The 19005-nt window shown below is 62.7% G+C and carries 15 protein-coding genes and 1 pseudogene; 8 read left to right on the forward strand and 8 right to left on the reverse strand.

The window, feature by feature from the left end:
• Window positions 1-92: 92 nt before the first annotated feature.
• Window positions 93-626: a DUF6431 domain-containing protein gene (locus tag QZ656_RS11455; RefSeq protein WP_291991638.1), complete on the reverse strand. Its 534-nt coding sequence runs from the start codon at window positions 624-626 to the stop codon at window positions 93-95.
• A 168-nt stretch (window positions 627-794) separates the two neighbouring features.
• Window positions 795-1795, reverse strand: a pseudogene (locus QZ656_RS11460) (IS3 family transposase); the annotation flags it as partial.
• A 17-nt stretch (window positions 1796-1812) separates the two neighbouring features.
• Here QZ656_RS11460 and QZ656_RS11465 point away from each other — a divergent pair.
• From QZ656_RS11465 to QZ656_RS11485, 5 genes are all read left to right on the forward strand, one after another.
• The gene (locus tag QZ656_RS11465) at window positions 1813-2433 is read left to right on the forward strand and encodes an iron-containing alcohol dehydrogenase (RefSeq protein ID WP_366522153.1); all 621 of its coding nucleotides are present in this window, start codon (window positions 1813-1815) and stop codon (window positions 2431-2433) included.
• A gap of 139 nt (window positions 2434-2572) precedes the next feature.
• Window positions 2573-3139, forward strand: a complete 567-nt coding sequence (locus QZ656_RS11470) for a pentapeptide repeat-containing protein (protein ID WP_291993504.1) — start codon at window positions 2573-2575, stop codon at window positions 3137-3139.
• A gap of 540 nt (window positions 3140-3679) precedes the next feature.
• Window positions 3680-4045: a hypothetical protein gene (locus QZ656_RS11475; protein ID WP_291993505.1), complete on the forward strand. Its 366-nt coding sequence runs from the start codon at window positions 3680-3682 to the stop codon at window positions 4043-4045.
• 164 nt (window positions 4046-4209) lie between these two features.
• Complete coding sequence (locus QZ656_RS11480; protein WP_291993506.1) at window positions 4210-4461, forward strand: hypothetical protein; 252 nt, start codon at window positions 4210-4212, stop codon at window positions 4459-4461.
• Window positions 4462-5061: 600 nt separating this feature from the next.
• Window positions 5062-6690 carry a DUF1254 domain-containing protein gene (locus QZ656_RS11485; RefSeq protein WP_291993507.1) on the forward strand — a complete coding sequence of 543 codons (1629 nt, stop codon included), beginning with the start codon at window positions 5062-5064 and terminating at the stop codon, window positions 6688-6690.
• Window positions 6691-7146: 456 nt separating this feature from the next.
• Here the strand turns inward: QZ656_RS11485 and QZ656_RS11490 are convergent, their stop codons facing one another.
• Window positions 7147-8346: an MFS transporter gene (locus tag QZ656_RS11490; RefSeq protein ID WP_291993508.1), complete on the reverse strand. Its 1200-nt coding sequence runs from the start codon at window positions 8344-8346 to the stop codon at window positions 7147-7149.
• A gap of 124 nt (window positions 8347-8470) precedes the next feature.
• Here QZ656_RS11490 and QZ656_RS11495 point away from each other — a divergent pair, with 124 nt between their 5' ends.
• Window positions 8471-9415 carry a GlxA family transcriptional regulator gene (locus tag QZ656_RS11495; protein WP_291993509.1) on the forward strand — a complete coding sequence of 315 codons (945 nt, stop codon included), beginning with the start codon at window positions 8471-8473 and terminating at the stop codon, window positions 9413-9415.
• Window positions 9416-9702: 287 nt separating this feature from the next.
• Window positions 9703-11067 carry an HD domain-containing protein gene (locus QZ656_RS11500; RefSeq protein ID WP_291993510.1) on the forward strand — a complete coding sequence of 455 codons (1365 nt, stop codon included), beginning with the start codon at window positions 9703-9705 and terminating at the stop codon, window positions 11065-11067.
• 15 nt (window positions 11068-11082) lie between these two features.
• Here QZ656_RS11500 and QZ656_RS11505 read toward each other — a convergent pair whose 3' ends face one another.
• Complete coding sequence (locus tag QZ656_RS11505; protein ID WP_291993511.1) at window positions 11083-12441, reverse strand: ATP-binding protein; 1359 nt, start codon at window positions 12439-12441, stop codon at window positions 11083-11085.
• A 2-nt stretch (window positions 12442-12443) separates the two neighbouring features.
• Window positions 12444-13133 (reverse strand): response regulator transcription factor, encoded by a 690-nt coding sequence (locus tag QZ656_RS11510; RefSeq protein WP_291993512.1) that lies wholly within the window; start codon window positions 13131-13133, stop codon window positions 12444-12446.
• A gap of 244 nt (window positions 13134-13377) precedes the next feature.
• On the opposite strand from QZ656_RS11510, the gene QZ656_RS11515 reads away from it, so the two are divergent.
• Window positions 13378-13872, forward strand: coding sequence for a Spy/CpxP family protein refolding chaperone (locus QZ656_RS11515; RefSeq protein WP_291993513.1), 495 nt, complete (start codon window positions 13378-13380; stop codon window positions 13870-13872).
• 83 nt (window positions 13873-13955) lie between these two features.
• Here the strand turns inward: QZ656_RS11515 and QZ656_RS11520 are convergent, their stop codons facing one another.
• The 3 genes from QZ656_RS11520 to QZ656_RS11530 all read right to left on the reverse strand — a co-directional run bounded on the left by QZ656_RS11520 (window position 13956) and on the right by QZ656_RS11530 (window position 19003).
• Window positions 13956-15974, reverse strand: coding sequence for a primosomal protein N' (locus tag QZ656_RS11520; RefSeq protein WP_291993514.1), 2019 nt, complete (start codon window positions 15972-15974; stop codon window positions 13956-13958).
• Between the two features lie 336 nt (window positions 15975-16310).
• The gene (gene hemE, locus QZ656_RS11525; RefSeq protein ID WP_291993515.1) at window positions 16311-17387 is read right to left on the reverse strand and encodes a uroporphyrinogen decarboxylase; all 1077 of its coding nucleotides are present in this window, start codon (window positions 17385-17387) and stop codon (window positions 16311-16313) included.
• Window positions 17388-17548: 161 nt separating this feature from the next.
• Window positions 17549-19003 carry a potassium transporter TrkG gene (locus tag QZ656_RS11530; protein ID WP_291993516.1) on the reverse strand — a complete coding sequence of 485 codons (1455 nt, stop codon included), beginning with the start codon at window positions 19001-19003 and terminating at the stop codon, window positions 17549-17551.
• Between the last annotated feature and the right edge of the window lie 2 nt (window positions 19004-19005).

Here is a 19005-nt window from a genome sequence, read left to right on the forward strand (position 1 = left end):
CAGAACGGCCGTTCTAATGACAGGAGCAAACTGTGTGGGGTCCCCGCCCGGGCGGGGACCTCACCGTCTGCCGCTCGTTCGGAATCAGTTCATCACGGGACGCTGATCTGCCGATCAAGCCAGGTCATGGCCTGTGCCAGGCCGATCGATTCGAATACCCGGCGCCAGAAAGCGCTGCCGTCGACCGTCCGCCCGAGGTCGGCAAAGCGAGCACGCAGGTGAAACTCGAACAGCAGGCGGCGCTCCTGGAGCCAGGCCCACCAGCGACCGGCGGTGCGCCGCTCGGGCGCCGCGCCGGGTGCGCCGGGGCGATCGGGCGCACCGCTCAGCCGCTGTGCCAGGACCGCTTGCTGCACTGACCAGTCATACCAGCGGCGCGGCGCGATGCACGCCGGCAGACGCGAACACGTCCGCCGACATCCAGAGCAACAGTAGCGGCAGATCGGCACCGGATTGAGTGAATCCTGCCCGGCTCGCCGGTCGGCCTTGCGCTCGTAGTGCCCGTGCTGCCAGAGAATCTTCAGGCCGCAATGCGGGCAGCACGGCGGTCGATACGCTTCGGGGGTTTGCTTGATGGCCTCAAGATGCTGCTCGATCGTCTCGATGCCGGCTACAATTCGCTGCATGGGCTGGGCGCTTTGCGGTGTGGTTTGTCTTGATAACTTCCCACGATAGCAGAGTTGTCCCGGCCCTTCTTTCGTTCACTTCGTCCCAACATCCTTCAGGCAGGCCGCCTTCTTTCGCTCTGACCGTTCTCGGGATGAAGCGCGCCGTCAGACCCGGGAGAGCGGCGGACGTAACAACACGTCCTCGTACTTGACGCTGCGCCAGAGGCGCTCGACGAAGATGTTGTCGAACACGCGCCCCCGCCCATCCATGCTGATGACGACGCCTTCCCGTTTCAGCACCCCGGTGAAGGCTTCACTGGTGAACTGCGCGCCTTGATCGCTGTTGAAGATTTCTGGCTTGCCGTGGCTACGCAGGGCCTCCTCCAGGCAATCGACACAGAACACCGATTCCATGCTGTTGCTGATCCGCCAGCTGAGCACCTTGCGGCTATACCAGTCGATCACGGCGACCAGGTAGGCGAAGCCGTGGGCCAGCCGGATATAGGTGATGTCCGTGCTCCACACCTGGTTGGGTCTGACCACAGGAACGCCCCGCAGCAGGTACGGATAGACCGGGTGCTCCGGGCGCGGGCGGCTGGTGTTCGGCCCCGGCGCCATGCCCGACAGCCCCATCAGTCGCATCAGGCGTTGCACGCGCTTGCGATTGACCGTGTGCCCCGCCTTCGCCAGAAAGATCACCATCCGGCGGGTGCCGTAAAACGGATGCCGCGTGTACTCCTCGTCAATCAGCCGACTGTGGAGGAGATCGTTGGCATCGACCACCGGCGGCCGGCGCTGCGCGTAGACCGTGGCTCGGCATAAGCCTGCCAGAGCGCATTGCTGCACCACGGCGACGGCCTCACCGGGGTCGATCCACGCATGCCGTATCACGGCAGGCTGATCCCAGACTTTTTTTTGAGCCAGTCCAGTTCCATCTTCAACTTGCCGATCTCGCTGTACAACAGCTCCGGCTCCCGGTGCGCCGCCGCCGGCTTGGGGCCGCGCTTGCCTTCGAACAGCGTCTTGGCATTCTCCTGGATGGCCTTCTTCCATTGCCCAACCTGCACAGGATGCACGCCGTATTCCCGCCCAATCTCGTTGATCGTCTTGACCCCGCGCACCGCCTCCAGACCAACCTTGGCCTTGAACTCCGGCGTATGTACCTTCCGCGTCGTTGCTTCACTCATCGCTTCTCGCTCCTATGATGGAGCACAGCTTAAACCATTGTCTGATTTCCAGGGACCACTATACCAATCCCTGGAGCGACATCGGTTGCCAAGCGGCTCTCAAATTTGCCGGCCAGTACCTGCAGCGCGCCGTCAATGACGCCAGCGATAGCGAAGCACGCGACCAGATGATGTATGCCGCCACTCTTGCCGGAATCGCCTTCGGCAACTCCGGCGTGCACGTACCGCATGGCATGGCCTACTCCGTGGCGGGGCTGGTTCGCGACTATCGCGCGGCGGGTTATCCGCAGGACGAGCCGATGGTGCCGTACGGCATGAGCGTCATCGTCAATGCGCCCTCGATGTTCCGGTTCACGGCGAGCGCCTGCCCGCAACGCCATAGCCACGGGGCGCACTGCCTCGGTGCAGAGGTAAAGGGCGCCACCGACGAAGATGCGGCCGAAATTCTCGCCGGCCAGTTGATCAAGATGATGAAGGCTACCGGCATTCCCAACGGCATCGGTGGGGTGGGTTATGGCGAAACCGACGTCGAGGCGCTGACCAAGGGTGCCTGGGCGCAACAACGCCTGCTGAGCAACTCGCCGCGCACAATCGTTCAGTTCAGGACGACCTGCGCAATCTGTATCGCGGCGGGATGAGTTACTGCTAGATCGGGGAGTCCGCGCACCACGCTTGTCGGGCTGGCGTTATAGCTGTAGATTGGCGCGAAGGTGGTTTTGATTTCCGACTTCTGGGGCGCGACCAGCGTCGCCGCTTCCACACACGGGGGAAACGAGGGTGAAACGGTTGCTAATCGCGGCGCTTCTGCTGGCCAGTGGCGTATCGCCGCCCGCGCTGGGATACGATCCCGATCGTCTCTCGATGTTGCAGTCCGTCGGCCACTGCCCGGACTGCGACCTGTCGGGCGTCAACCTCGCCGGAGTCAATCTGACCACACACGTCATCGGCGGGGACGACGTCGACCTTTCGAGGGCCAACCTGTCGGGGGCGAACCTGAGCCGTACGAATCTCGGCCAAGCCAACCTGTCGGGCGCGAACCTGAGGGAGGCCAATCTCAGCAAGGCCGAACTCGGCTTGGCCAACCTGGAGCAAGCGGACCTCTCGGCCGCCGACCTGACGGGCACGGTCCTGGCCGGCGCCAACCTGGCCCAGGCGAACCTGAGCGGCGCCAACCTGACTGGCGCGAATCTGCGAGGCGCGAACCTTACGGGCGCGCAGCTGGCAGGAGCAAACCTGACCGACGCCAACTTGATCAACGCGAACCTGAGCGGCCTGGACCTGTCAATTGCCCGGCTGTGCCGCACGATGCTGCCCGGCAACTACCGTGAGAACCGGGGCTGCTGAGGACCAGCGGGCCAGCGCTCCGGTCAGCGACAACGAACAACAAGCGTATTCGGCGGCAAGCCCCTGCGCGCGGTCGCTTGCCGTCCTGCCACTAAAACTCGAACTTGATCACCGAAGTAGTGCCGCTCTGCACCGACCGGCAACGGGACTCCGCGCGGGGTGACCGCCGGACTCTGGCACGGCGACGACGATCGGCCCCAGGGGACGCGCGCCGGCCACCGAAAGGGGCGATGATCCCAGCCCGGCGACTTCCCCGCAGCGACCCCACTCGGGTTTGACTCCCACCCGGGGATCCTGCCTGGACGTGCCGCGGGCGTGCTCGCGCCGGCGACTTGTGGGTTCCCGACGGCTGCTTTCTGCTCGAGCGCTGAATGCGTACAATCGGCCAGAAACGGACGGTGAGGAAGCTATCTCCATAGTGCACGTTCGATCGAAAATCTCTACCGGCCTACCGGTGCATCCAGAGAGACGAACAGCAGGGCCGAAAATGCCTGCCGGTGGTTAGTAAGCGAAATCTGCCGCTCATCCATACGCAGCGACGTGGCTATGGTGATATGCTTCCTGACGTTAACCTACAAATTGGGCCACAAGGGGGTCGTCAAAATCAATATGCAGACTATTCGTATAGATTTCGCCTTTCTCACTCTAGGTTGTGTGGGCGCCGCAGCGGCTGCTGAGTCTATAGAAGCGCAGCTTAAGAGAATGGCGGATGAAACAAGGAAAAACCTTCCAATGATGGTCAGCGAAGATGTACAGGCAACAAACATAGCGGCAGTCGGAAAGAGATTGATCAACCGCTATAATTTCACGAGAAGAAAATCCGTAATCTCCGACTTGAACAACCTAAGGACTGCGTACTATAAAAACAGCGCCAATGCGGCTTGTACAAAAAGCCAGATACATTGAGCGCGTTTAGCAACGGTGTGTCAATTGACTACCAGTACTACGACTCCGCAAACGAGTTCGTAATGCAATACACGCTTGACGCCGGTACATGCCGCAATAGGTAGCAGATCAACATGCTCCAACAAGGCGTTCAGCCCTGTTGGGCGTAATCACGGGAAATTAAAATGGCAGCAAAAATAATTAAACTTTTAGCCCCGAACGATCTTCCAATCGTTGGGATCCGCATGGAGGACGGCACTGTCTGCGAGTTCGTATATTCATACGACAACCTGAATTTAGTGTTTGACATGGTGCTTAAAAACAAGGGTAGCGCGAACATCCTGAATCGAGACGGGTGCAATGTCTTTGTTGACTCTGCCGGAAATGAATGGCCCGCTTCTGATATCGACGAGTATGACTCCATTTTGAGGAGCTGAACCTTTGTCTCAAATGCCATCTTTCCTCGTGCTCCGCCCAACCCGGCGTTCAAGCGGGACTGCGCAAAAAGCGCGCAGCCCCTTAGCTTCACGTTGAGCCGGTATAGATTGCGTTCTCGTGAACGTCGGCTACGCGCCTCAGCGACTGACCACAATGGGTCGTAAGTACGCATTGGCGATTTCGGCGAGCAGCCACTGGGCTGCGATATCGAAGAAGTTGGCTGGAGTCGGCCAGAAGCAGTCGGGCGGAATGCCACTCCCATTCCGGACACTCAATCAGAGCCTTCCTCCATGCCGCCATTACAAAGGCCAATTTTTGGCAGACTACGTTATGGCGCGAGAGAGCTTGTTTCCAAGGCCTATCGTAGGCTCTTGCGGTCGTTCGGGGCCTATTGAGAAAATAGGCAGCCCTGTGTTCACCAAAGCGCTCGAAGATGTCTGTCAGTTGGATGCGACGCATTACCATTGAACTTCTCCGAAGTCGTTATTGTCGGATCAGTGCTTTAGGCCATACGGTTTTTTTAACCCCTTCTACTTCTGAACGCTACTAAAAATTGGGGGATTACCATCCCCTTAACAAGAAAAAGGAAAGCACTAATTATGCAGATCCACAGACGACTAACAGTATGGACGGCCCTTGTCGTGCTTGCCTTGCCTGGCTTGGCCGCGACAGTACAGGCCGAAGTATCGAAAAAGACGGTTGACTCACTTGGCGCGCCCGACAGCGTCGAGACATCGATCGGGACGCTGAACTTCAAGGACGGCGCGCCCAGCGCCGACACTGCTCAAAAGGTATTCGATACGCTCGCCTTCACCCGCGCGCTGAACGTATACAACAACAGCTTTCGCGGCGCCTCCGCCCTGGGCTTTCACAAGGGCTTCCAGAGCATCGGCGCCAACTACAACGACGTTGTCATTACGCCTGAACTGCTCGACTCAACGTCCCTATTCCTGACCGGAAACGCCGACACCGTCTACTACCTCTCCGTCATCGACCTTTCGAAGGGGCCGATGGTGATCGAACAGCCTTCGGATGGCGTCGGGACCATCAACGACATGTGGTTCTCGTGGATCATCGACGTCGGTGGCCCCGGACCAGATCGCGGCCGGGGTGGCAAGTATCTAATCGTCGGTCCGGATTACGATGGACCGCTGCCCAAGGGTGGATACTTCGTCGCCCACTCCAAGACGAACCGGGTTCTCTACGCGTCGCGCGCCTATCTGGTTAATAACGATCCCAAGCCGGCGGTCGAGAACGTCAAGGCGAACATGAAGATCTACCCCTATGCCGCGGGCGGTTACGGCACCAGCATTGCCGAGGCGCTGACCGGCGCGGTCCGCCTCGGGGGAGACCCGAAGATCCCCGACACCAAGTTCATCGATGCGAGCAACCTGTCGTTCAATACCATCCCGCCCAGCGATTTCGGCTTTTACGAATGGATCAACGAAAACGTCCAGGCCGAGCCCGCCGCCAGCTATGATGTGGAGCTCTCCGGGCAACTCGCCGCCATCGGCATCGTCAAGGGTAAAAAGTTCGCGCCTGACGAACGAATGAAGAAGATCCTCACCGATGCCGCCGTTGTAGGCCAGGCAGCCGGACGGGTGCTGAACTGGCGCCCCTTCGAGGCTCACCCGGACTGGGCCTACTACCCGAACTCGATGTGGGGAAACATGCTCTGGGAAGGCGGCGCCTTCTTCGAGACCCCACCACCCGCGTTCAAGGACGGGGCATTCAAACCGCTGCCGCCGACCGGTGCCCGCACCCTCGATTCGCGCACGGCCTTCTACTACGGCTACACCCTCGACAGCCCCGGCATGATCATGAACATCCCCGGCGTGGGATCGCAGTATCTGATGGGTTTCCTGGATGCCAACGGCGATGTGTTCGATGGGTCGAAGGCTTACAAAGTGACGCTGCCAAAGGGAATCCCGGCCAAGGCGTTCTGGTCGTTCACGCTCTACGATAACCAGACACGGTCGATGTTGCAGACGCCCCAGAAATATCCGCGCGCCGGGTCGCAGAGCTACCCTTCACCGGCGGCGAAGGCGGCTGAAGACGGCACCACCACGATCTGGTTCAGTCCTGAACAGCCAGGCGGCGTGGATCGCGGCAACTGGATCCAGACGGATCCTAAGAAGGGCTGGTTTACGATCCTTCGGCTCTACAGCCCGCTTCCGTCGTTCTTCGACAAATCCTGGCGGCCGAGCGAGATCGAATTGGTCCGGTGAGAGACGGTTCAGCCAGCCAACATCCGCATTCAGCTGACTGGCTACAGCGGGCTTCGCCCGCCTCCGCCGGCAGGTGGTGTGGGACATTGAATGTCCGCTTCTTGAAAGCGCGACGGGCAGCAAAGGGTCGTAAAAAGACCGTCTTATTCCATTTGTCATGGTGGGGCACGCGGCCAACAACCGCCATTAAATTTTCTCCTCCATGGCGGTCAGACAGGGCCTACGCTCCTCCGAAGCGGCTATCGACCCCGACAACCTGTAGTTCCGACCTCGGGTAGAGTTGAGACGTGGCGCGGTAGCAGTAGGTTTCGAGTCGCCAATTCTGACTTGCGACCGGAAGCACCAAATGCCGCAGGGGTTGCCCATGCCAAGCTCATTGAGCGCCCGCTTGTCGGCAATGATGAGCTGCCCCCATCGGACGCCCAGCACGTGCTGGCAGTCCTTCTCAACCTGGCATCAGGCGCTGGCCGGCTGGAGCGCACGTCGCCCGACTTGCCACTGCCAGGCAATCGCCACCATCAACAGCAGCACCGGGATCGCCGCATAAAGGTTGAGCATCATCCAGCCGTAGCGATCCACCAGGCCGCCAGCGCTGAAAGTTACACCGGCGATCGCGAGAAACACCAGGCTGTCGTTGAAGGCCTGCACCTGCGCTTTCTGCTCCGGCGGGCAACACTCGACCAGGCGCGTCGTCGCGCCGACGTAGAGAAAATTCCAGCCGATGCCGAGCAGCAGCAGCGCCAACACGAAATGCGCCAGGGTTTCGCCGTTGACGGCAACGACGATACCGCCAAGCATGCTCAGCCCGCCCAGCAGCATGACCGGCAGGACGCCGAAGCGCTGGATCAGGCTACCGGTAAAGAAAGATGGCGCGAACATCGCCACCACATGCCACTGGATCACCGTTGCCGTTTCGGAAAAACCGAGCTGGTTGCACATCATCGCCAGGGGCGTCGCGGTCATCAGCAGGTTCATCAGCGCATAAGCCACCACGCCGCTGACCACGGCAAGTAGAAAATCCGGCCGCCGCAGCAAAGGTAGAAACGGCGGCGTCACCCTGGCGACGGATGACATCGGCTGTCTTAGGCGCAAGCCGGTAGCCAGCACGGCGGCCAGTAGCGCTACGCCGACCAGCGCCAGAAAACTCGCGGCGAAGGGCTGGACCAGCATGTCCCGCGTCCATCGCGCCAGATTCGGCCCAGCCAGCGCCGCCAGCACACCGCCGCTCAATGTTAGCGAAATCGCCTTGCTGCGCAGGTCGGCCGGAACCGCCTCGGCCGCCGCAAAGCGGTAGTACTGGCCGACCGCATTGAAGACGCCGACCAGCCCACCGGCCAACGCGAACAGGACAAAGCTCTCCAGCCAGATACCCACTGCCGCCAGCGCCAAGCCGAGAGCGCCAATCAGCGCCCCGCCGATAAACACCGGCCGCTGGCCATAGCGTGCGATCAGCCGAGCCATGGGGTAAAGCACCAGCATCGTGCCGAGGTACTGCATCGCCAGCGGCAGGGTTGCCAGCGCTGGCGTGGCGAGGCTGACGCCAATCACCACCGAGGAGGCCAACACCAGGCTGATGCTGGTCATCACCGCCGCCTGCGACAGGGCCAGCAACAAAATATTGCGACGCATCGCGCCGGACAAACGGGTTGCGGACATGGGCTTCTCCTGTGGGTCCTTATCGACGGCCCCGGGAAAGAAAACAGCGAGGCCACGTTTGCCATCCTGCCAAAAAGTGTTAACGTCTCAAATGACAACTTTCAAACGTTTTCTGCCATACACCATGACACGCACCCTACGCTTCATTCTCTTCCCCCGCTTCCAGCTGCTTGATGTCGCCGGGCCGGTTGCCGCCTTTGAAGCGGCCAACGAAATCGTCACCGACAGCTATTCCATAGAACTGGTCAGCCTCGACGGCGGACAGGTCGCCAGTTCATCCGGCCTGGCGCTGGCCAGCGCCCGTCTTACCGACCGCCCTCCGCTCAGCCAAAGCGGCGACACCTTGCTTGCTGTCGGCGGCCATGGCGTCAATGCCGCCAGCGAATCCGCCGAACTGCTCGTCCACCTCAAACACCAAGCGAGCAGAGCCGGCCGGCTGGCCAGCATCTGCTCTGGCGCCTTCCTTTACGCCGCCGCCGGCTTACTGCAAGGCAAGACGGTGACCACGCACTGGCAGCGCAGCAACGATTTCCGCCGCCGCTTTCCCGAAGTGCGGCTCGAAGCCGACAAGATTTACGTCAGAGATGGCGATTTCTGGTCCTCCGCCGGAATCACTGCCGGCATCGACCTCGCGCTGGCACTGATCGCCACCGACCTCGGCGAACAGCTTGCCCGCCAGGTAGCCCGCCAACTGGTGGTTTATTACCGCCGCCCCGGTGGCCAGTCGCAATACTCGGCCATGCTCGAACTCAGCAATTCCCAAGGCCGCTTTGCCGAACTGCTCGACTACGTTCGCCAGCACCTCTATCAGCCGCTGACCGTCGAAGACCTGGCCGCCCGCGCCTGCATGAGTTCCCGCCACTTCGCCCGCGCCTTCGCCGCCGAGACCGGCAGTACCCCGGCCAAGGCGGTCGAACGCCTGCGGATCGAAGCCGCCGCCAGCGCCCTGGAAAACGGCGTCGCCGTCCAAACGGTAGCCAAACAATGCGGCTTTAGCAGCCCGGAAATCCTCCGCCGCGCTTTCCTACGTTTGCGTGGAATGCCACCTTCGGCACTGCGCCGGAGCTAGTACGAGGGCATTTTCAAGGCCGCCGGCCAGGCCTGGCAAGTCAATCGAGATGGCCTTTCCTTCGGCCAAATTTGTTAACGGCAGCTGCAATTCCCGGGCGCCGACTGCCAGGGGTCGAAGCCCGGACCGGCGCACGCGGCCCTGCGACACGCTGTTCGCCGGGCACTCCAGAACTTCACGGCGCCGCCGCCTTCCCGAGCCACCTCATGCGAGCCGCCAATCACTGCCGATTCTTGATCGACGGCGGTTTCCCGGTTACCTTCGCGACTACTCTTCAAGGTGACCAGATGTCCGAACTGATCCAGCGCGCCAAGAACTTCGCCACCTCCGCCCATCAGCGTATTGGCCATCGCCGCAAGTACAGTGACCAGCCCTACCAGGTTCACCTGGAAGCCGTGGCGCGCCTGGTGGCGTCGGTGACTGATGACCCCGAAATGATCGCCGCCGCCTGGCTGCACGATGTCGTCGAGGATACGCCGGCGACGCTGGGCGACGTCGAGCGCGAGTTCGGTCCGGCGGTCGCCGCGCTGGTCCAGGATCTGACCGATGTCAGCCGACCAAGCGATGGCAACCGCGCGATCCGGAAGGAGAGCGATCGCCAGCACACGGCACACGCCTCGCCGCGCGCCAAGACCATCAAGCTGGCCGATCTGATGGACAACTGTCAGGACATCAGCCGTCATGATGTCCGCTTCGCCAGGGTCTATCTGAGCGAAATGAACGCCTTGCTGGCAGTGCTTGGTGAAGGCGACGCGCGGCTGCTGAAGAAGGCGCGGGCGCTGCACGGTGATTGTCTGGAAAAGCTCTTGACGCTGCGCGACCCCGATCCGGGCCTGGCCGCCGCGGGCCTGGTGTCGCTGCTGCCGCTGGTCGCCGGCTCGCAGCTCCTGCACCGCTTTCGCGAGGTGTTTACCGCGGGCGACATAGCCGAACCCCTGCTGTCTTTCGACAGCGATGCGCCCGAACGTACAACGGCCCGAATCATGAACTCGCGGCGATTGCGAATTGCCGGTATCCGCGTCGACGGCCTGGTGCAGGCCTACGTGCGCCTCTCCGACATCGACGCGACAGCCGCCGGCGATAAGGGTAGCGACACACCGAGTGGGCGGCAGCTGCAACACATCTCGGCGGACCAGGTGTTGGGACTGAACGCACCACTGATGGATGTAGTGGGAATTCTGACGCGTCACGATCACTGCTTCGTATCGGTATTCGACTCGGTCGTCGGCGTCATCGGTCGTGACGCGGTGAACAAGCCACCCGTGCGCATGTGGCTGTTCGGCGCCATCACGCTCTACGAGATGGGGCTCATTCCGCTGATCGAGAAAATCTTTCCTGACGGGACATGGCAAAGCGTTCTGCCACCTGCGCGGCTGGAAAAGGCACGCGAACTTCAACGTGAGCGAGAACGTCGCAATCAGCGCTGTGACTTGATCAATTGCCTGCAATTGTCCGACAAGGCGCAGATCACGCTCGAATACGCGCCGGCGCGGGACGCCCTCGGCCTGCCGTCGAAACGGGCAGGCAAGGAACTGATCAAAGACCTCGAATCACTGCGCAATCACCTCGCCCATTCGCAGGATATCGTCTCCCACGACTGGGTTCAGATCATCCGCATGGCCTACCGCATGGCTGAACTCAGCCCGCCATGAGCGACCCACACGGCTCTACGAGAGCGGCAGCGTAAGCCTCACCTCGAGGCCGCCGGCCGTCCGATTGCGCGCCAGCACCTGGCCACCGTGCGCAACGACCGCGCGCCGGGCGATGGCCAGTCCCAGCCCGTAGCCGGTCGTGCCGTCGTTGTTGTCGGCGCGATAGAAGGGTTCGAAGATAGCCTCCAGATCGGCTTCCGGGACTCCGGGGCCGCGATCCGAGACGACAATTTCAAACGCCGGCAAGCCCCCGCCGGCGACCAGGCGGCGTGCCTGTACCTCGACCGCCGTGCCAACTGCGGTGTATTTCACCGCGTTGCGGACGACGTTTTCGACGGCGCGATAGAGCAACTCGCCCTGCACCGACGCGGTCGCCTCGCCATCGCCGGTGAAATTCACGGCGCGGCCGCGTGCGGCGGCCTCGAAACCCGCGTCGTCGGCGATGCTGGCGACCATTTCCATCAAGTCGATGGGCAGCGGTGGCGCACCCGGCGTGCCGGCATCGAGCCGCGATAAGGTCAGTAGTTCGCCGACCAGCTCGTCGAGACGAAGCGACTCGCGTTCGACTCGCTCGAGCGTCGTCGCCAGTTTTTCCGGGTTCTGTCGCGCCAGCCCGATGGCGGCGTGCAGACGCGCCAGCGGCGATCGCAATTCGTGCGAGACGTCGTGCAGCAAGCGTTGCTGGCTATTGATCTGCGCCTGCAGCTGCTGCGCCATGCGATCGAAGTCGCGTCCCAAATCGGCCAGCTCGTCGCGCCGCCGGCCCATCGACGGCTGCAGCCGGGTCTCCAGATGACCCGCCGAAACGGCTCGCAAGGCGGCGCGCAGATTGCGGATCGGCTTGGCCATATACCACGCCATGGCGGCGCTGAAGGCCAGGCTGGCGAGCAGACCGGCGACGATCGGCGGTACCGGCGACGGGCGCTCGCCGTGCGCGGGGCGCCCTCGCCCAAAGGGTCGCTCGAAACGTGCCACCAGCGTGTAGGTCTGGCCATCCTGCGCAAGCACCCGGCGCGCGCCGGACATCGGTCCGCGACGGAAGTCGCCCGCAGCCAGCGCGGCGCCCAGCTCGCTCGGCAGCTCGCGGTCGAAGAGGTCGCGGCCGCGCTCGTCCAGCACGAATAATTGCGCGTTGCCCGGAGCGTCGGCCCATTCGCGCAGGACCTCGCGCATCATTTCCGGACCGCCGCGGCGCATGAAGACTTCCGCCGCGTCGAGCATCACGACGGCACGCGGGCCACCCGGCAAGGCCGGCACACTTTCGGCATCGGCTTCGGCCTGACGGTGCAGCCAGACGACCGTGCCAACGCCGGCACCGGCAAGCAGCAGCGACAGCCAGAAGGCAAAGAAGAACTTCCAGAACAGACGTCCCATGCTCAGGCTTTGACGAACTGGTAACCCTGACCGCGAACGGTCTGGATCCACGAACTGCCATCGGGCCGGCCGCCGAGTTTCTGGCGAATGCTGCTGACGTGGACGTCGATGCTCCGATCAAAGCGCGCCAGCGGACGCCCCAGCGCCAGCTCCGAAAGGTCGTTCTTGCTCACCACCCGGCCGGCCTGGCGGGCGAGCACTTCGAGAAGGCTGTACTCGGTACTCGTCAGCTCGAGTGGCAGCTGCCGCCATTGCGCGCTACGACGCTCCGGCCACATGCTCAGCGGACCGACTTGCAGCGGTTCCGCCGAATCGCTCGCGGCGGCGTGGCCAGCGACCCGGCGCAGGATCGCCCGCAAGCGCGCAACGAGTTCCCGCGGCGAGCACGGCTTTGGCACATAGTCGTCAGCACCGAGTTCCAGTCCGATGATGCGGTCGATGTCGTCACCGCGGGCGGTCAGCATCAACACCGGCAGGCGACTGCTGGCGCGGATCTGGCGCAGCGCCTCGACGCCGTTGAGCTTCGGCATCATGACGTCGAGAACGGCGATGGCGTAACGGCCGCTGAGCGCTTCGCGGACGCCGGCTTCGCCGTCGTGCACCGTATCGGCCACGAAGCCTTCCTGTTCGAGATACTCACGCAGCATCGAGGCGAGCTCGACATCGTCGTCGACCAGCAACACTCGGGTCATCGTCCCTCTCCTGTCACACAACACAGCATCGATGATAGGCGTCCCTTCCCCGCCAGCGTGCGTCTTTACGGCTCTTTACCCGCCTTGGCGGGCCTGCGCGCTTTGCCGGGATCCAGCGCGACAGCCGTTTTACACGGCTTTACAGGCGGTTAACCGCGCTTTACGGTCAGCTGGACGACAGTGCACCCATCAGTCGCGGCGAGCAATGCCCGGCTGCTTGTTCGCCAATACACAGGAGTCAATAATGAAAACCTTCAAGTACACTCTCGCCGCCTTTCTCGCCGCCAGCAGCATCGCCCTGGCTATTCCCTTGACCGTCGAAGCCGCTCCGATGGGCGACGGAATGGCCGGCTGCCGGGGTTCGCAAGGTATGCACGGGCCGCGTGAGGGCCTGCCACGGATGATGAAAAAGCTCAAGCTGACGCCCGAGCAGGAGGCCAAGATCAGCGATTTGCGCAAGCAGGACGCGGAGCTCATCGGCGCACAGTTGAAGGTCATGGACGACAGCCGCACGCAGCTGCACGAGCTGCAGAAGAGCGATACCTACGACGAAGCGAAGATCAAGGCGCTGACCGAGCAGGGCGCGCAGGCAATGGCCAGCATGGGGCAGCTGCGTGCACGTCAGCATTATCAGATGATGCAGATTCTCAGCCCCGAGCAGCGCCAGGAGTTCGACGCGCAGCGTGAGCGGATGATGAAACGCTGGGAAGAGAAGCGGCAGGGACGCCCGGCCAGCTGATGAGAGCAGCGCCGGCTGCGGGTGTACCGGCGGCATCAGCCACTCGACAGCCGCGGTCTCGCGGCTTCATTTTCCCGCTGGGGTCAGAACTCCAGCGGGTCAACTTCCAGATGCCAGCGCAGCCGTGACGGCGGCTTGATCGCTTCGAGCTGCGGCAGCCACTGCGTCAGAAAACGCTGCAGCGCACGCCTTGACGGCGACTCGACCAGCAACTGCCCGCGCTCGAGACTCGCTCGTCGCGACAGCCGCATCGGCACCGGATCGTAGAAATTCACCGCCTGCTCGCGCTCGACCAACGGGCAGGCGCGGGCGACGCTCAGAAAGCGCAGCGCATCGGCCATCTGCGGCGCCTCGGCGCGCAGCATCGCCTGGTAGGCGTAGGGCGGAAAGCCCGCCTGCTGCCGTTCCTCGAGCTGCAGCGCCGCAAAGGCCTGGAAGTCATGGCGCGCCAAGGCGGCGTACAGCGGATGCTCCGGGAACTGCGTCTGCAGCAGCATTTGGCCCGGCCGGTCGGCGCGGCCGGCGCGACCAGCGACCTGCATCAGTTGCGCAAACAGCCGCTCGGGCGCGCGCCAGTCGGCGGCGAACAGCGCCGCGTCCGGGGCGACGGCGCCAACCAGCGTGAGTCTGGGAAAGTCGTGGCCCTTGGCCAACATCTGGGTACCGACCAGAATATCGGCATCACCGCAGCGAATGCGCTCGACCAGTGCTTCCCATTGCTTGCGACTGCTCGCCGAGTCGCGATCGACGCGGACCACACGCGCCTGCGGGAAACGCTCGGCGAGCACCGCCTCCAGCCTCTGGGTGCCGCGGCCAAAAGGACTCAGGTCCTGGTTGCCGCAAGTGGGGCAGGCTTTCGGCAAGCGTGCCTCGAAGCCGCAGTGGTGACAACGCAAGCGGCGATCGCTCAAGTGCAGGACCAGATTCGCCGCGCAGCGATGGCACGACGACGACCAGCCGCAGGCCGCACAGGCGAGCACCGGCGCATAGCCGCGACGGTTGAGGAAGATCAGACTTTGCTCGGCGCGCTCCAGACGCTGCTCGATGGCCCGCAGCAAGGCGCCCGAGAGACCATCCTGGGTCTTGTCGACGCGCGTGTCGATACGCAGGACCTCCGGCAGGCGAGCACCTTCGACCGCTCGCTCGTGCAGCGTCAACAGTTGGTAACGCCCACGGCCGGCGTCGGCCGTGGCGTTGGCCCAGCTCTCGAGCGAAGGTGTCGCCGAGCCGAGGACAATCGGAATGGCGCTCTGGCGAGCGCGGAAGACGGCCAGGTCTCGCGCCGAGTAACGGATCCCGTCTTGCTGCTTGAACGAGACATCGTGCTCCTCATCGACGACGATCAGGCCGAGCTCGGGCAGGGGCGTGAAGATTGCCAGGCGCGTGCCGAGGACAATGCGTGCGGCACCCGTCAGTGCCGCCCGCCAGTTGCGAGTCCGCGCGGCGTCACCAAGTTCGCTGTGCAGGCTGACCATGCCGGCCGTTGGAAAACGCGCCGCGACGCGCGCCTCCAGTTGCGGCGTCAGGTTGATTTCCGGTACCAGCAACAGCGACTGGCGGCCGCCAGCGAGCGCCCGCTCGATCAGCCGCAAATAAACCTCGGTCTTGCCGCTGCCGGTGACGCCGTGCAGCAGGTAGGCGTTAAAGCCGGCGGCAAGCGTGTCGATTGCCGCCAGTGACGCCTGCTGCTCGGCAGTCAGCTCCGGCGCCGGCTGCGCGGCCGCCACGATGGCCGCCTGGCGGCGCTGCCGGGGCTTGGCGGCAGTGGTCGCCCGCAAGCCTGCGGGGAGGGTCGACAGCATGACCTGGCCAAGCGGCGCGTGATAGTAGGCCGCGCAGAACTCGGTCAGGCGAAACCAGTCGGCGGGTAGCGGCGGCAGGTCGCGCAGGACGCTGTCCAGTGGTCTGAGCTGCGCGAGAGCGACATTGCTCGCAGCCGGCAGCTCGACGAGAATGCCGATTTTCTGCTGCCTACCGAAGGGAACACGTACCCGATAGCCGATGTCGCTCGCCGACAGCGGCTGGCCATCGGGAACGCAATAATCAAAGAAAGTGCGGAGAGGGACATCGAGTGCGACGCGGGCAATCTGCGGCTGGGACATCGGGGCTGGCAACCGTTCGAACGCAGGTGGGAAAGTCGATGATTACTTAGCGGCGGAAGCTCGCGCCACTTCTGGCAATGCGGGATAAGATGCTCAGTTACTTGGGGTTTCAGACCCATACACAGGTTCTGTGGATAACTCTGTGGATGGAAGCCTTGGTAAGTGCCTCAAATGCCCTTGGTGCAAGGGCTTGCGAGCCATTGCCGTTAAATTGGGCGATTAGAACTCCTTTATAAATCAGCACTTTAAAATTACAGCGCTGATTTACAAGGGACTTTTCCGGGGCTCTAAATTACTTCGGGGCTTCTGTGCACAAGTCAAGCGGTAAACGCAGATTCATCGACCCTGCAGGCGCAGAGTCCGGCTGTGCTGATGTACCGCATCGACCAGCGCCGTGACGTTATCCGGCGGCGTAAACTGCGAAATACCATGACCGAGGTTGAAGACGTGACCGGTCTGTTCTGGTCCGTAGCTGTCAAGCACTTTCCTGGCCTCGGCGGCGATCGTTTCAGGCGAAGCGAAGAGCACGGCCGGGTCAACATTTCCCTGCAGCGCAACGCGCCCGCCGACGCGCCGACGTGCTTCGCCGATGTCGATCGTCCAGTCCAGGCCGACCGCATCGCAACCGCTGTCGGCGATCGCTTCCAGCCACAGCCCACCGCCCTTGGTGAACACGATCGACGGCACGCGTTCGCCGTCTTTCTCCTTGATCAGCCCGGCCAGAACACGCCGCATATAGTGCAGCGAAAACTCCTCGTACGCCGCTGCCGCGAGCGAGCCGCCCCAGGAATCGAAGATCATTACCGCCTGCGCTCCGGATTCGATCTGCGCATTCAGGTAGGCGATGACGGCGTCAGCCGTCACCGACAGGATATGATGCAGCAGGTCCGGCCGATCATAGAGCATGGTTTTGATGCGGCGGTAGTCGCTGCTCGAAGCGCCTTCGACCATGTAGCAGGCGAGCGTGTAGGGGCTCCCGGAAAAGCCGATCAGCGGCACCGAGTTGTTGAGCGCGCGTCGGATTTCGGCGACGGCGTCCATCACGTAGCGCAGATGATCCCAGGGGTCGGGTGCGCTGAGGTCGCGAATCGCCCACTCCTCGCGCAGCGGGCGCTCGAAGCGCGGCCCTTCGCCGTCGGTGAAGTAGAGCCCGAGACCCATCGCGTCGGGAACCGTAAGAATGTCCGAGAAGAGGATCGCCGCGTCGAGTTCGTAGCGGGCGAGCGGCTGCAGCGTCACCTCGCAGGCCAGGCCCGGGTTCTTGCACAACTGCATGAAGCTTCCCGCGCGCGCCCGCGTCTCGCGATACTCGGGCAGATAGCGCCCGGCCTGACGCATCAGCCAGACCGGCGTGTGTGCCGTCGGCTGCTTGAGCAGAGCGCGTAGAAAAGTGTCGTTGGATGGTCGGGTCACGTCAAACTCCACCGGACTGGCAAACACGCCTGCCTCCAGACTTGAACCGAGGTTCGGACTCAGGCATGGAAACGGGCAAGAAAACGGGCAAGAAAACGAGCCGGGAAACGAGCAGGGAAACGCTCGCCAGGCGCCCTGGTCGCGATTATCCCCTTTCCCAGCTACTTCCGCCAGAAAGCCGGCGTCATGACCACCAGCAGGGTGAAGATTTCGAGGCGCCCGAGGAGCATGGCGAAGGTGCACACCCAGGTCTGGAAGTCGCTCAGGCCGGCATAGTTGCTCGCCGGGCCAACCTGCCCCAGGCCGGGCCCGGTATTGTTGATGCTGGCCACCACCGCCGAAAACGCGGTAATGATCTCGAGCCCGGAGAAGGAAAGGACCAAGGTCATCACGACGATGCAGACCATGTACATGAAGCCGAAAGCGAGAACGGCAAAGAGGATGTTCGACGGCACGACGTCTCTGCCGACTTTCACCAAATGAACCGCGTTGGGGTGCATGGCGCGCGTCAGCTCGCGGTAGACCTGCTTGTAGAGGACGATCGCGCGAATCATCTTGACGCCGCCGCCGGTCGATCCGGCGCTGGTCGCAAAGCTGCACAGGAAGAGCATCCACAGCGGCGCGAAAAACGGCCACAAGGCATAGTCGGTGGTCGCGAAACCGGTCGTCGTGGCGATCGAGATGACATTGAAGGCCGCATAGCGCAGCGCTTCGGGGAAATCGGGATAGACGTCGTGGTAGACCAGGAAGACGGCGATGCCGACGACGCTGCCCAAGGTCACCAGCAGGAACCAGCCAGCCTCCGGATCGGCCAGGTAGGGCCGCAGCGATCGCCCCGACAGGACCACAAAATGGGTCGCGAAGTTCATCCCGGCGAAGAGCATGAAGACGATCGCGACCGCTTCGATGGTCGGCGAGTCGAAGTAGGCAAAGCTCGCATCGTGGCTGGAAAAACCACCAAGTCCCATGGTCGCAAACATGTGCATGATCGCGTCCAGCCAGCTCATGCCGGCCCATTGGTACGCCAGGACGCACAAGATCGAAATCAGCGAATAGACGGTCCACAGCCCTTTCGCCGTTTCGGCGATGCGCGGCGTCATTTTGGTGTCCTTCATCGGCCCCGGGGTTTCGGCTTTGAACATTTGCCGACCACCGATTCCCAACAAGGGCAGGATCGCCACGGCGAGGACGATCAGGCCCATGCCACCCAGCCAGACCAGCTGCGTGCGCCAGAAGTTGATCGACACCGGCAGGGTGTCAAGGCCCGTGACGACCGTTGCGCCGGTCGTCGTCAACCCGGAGACGGCTTCGAAGTAGCCGTCGGTAAAACTCAGACCCAGCTGCAGCACCAGGGGCAGGGCGGCGTAGACCGGCAAGACGGTCCACACCAGCGCGACCATCAGAAAACCATCACGAATGGTCAGGTCGCGAGTTTCTCTGCGGGTCACGTACCACAAACCCAGACCGGTACCGACGGTAAGCAGAATCGCTTCGTCAAAGGCGCCGAATGCGCCATCGTCAAGAAACCAGGAAACGCCCAGGGGAACCAGCATGGTCAGTCCGAACATCAGGATCACCAGCGACAGAGCCCGGACTACGGGGTAGTAAGTCTTCAAGC

Origin of the sequence: Candidatus Accumulibacter sp. ACC003 (assembly GCF_907163085.1) — a bacterium.
In the GTDB taxonomy this organism is placed as follows: Bacteria; Pseudomonadota; Gammaproteobacteria; order Burkholderiales; family Rhodocyclaceae; genus Accumulibacter.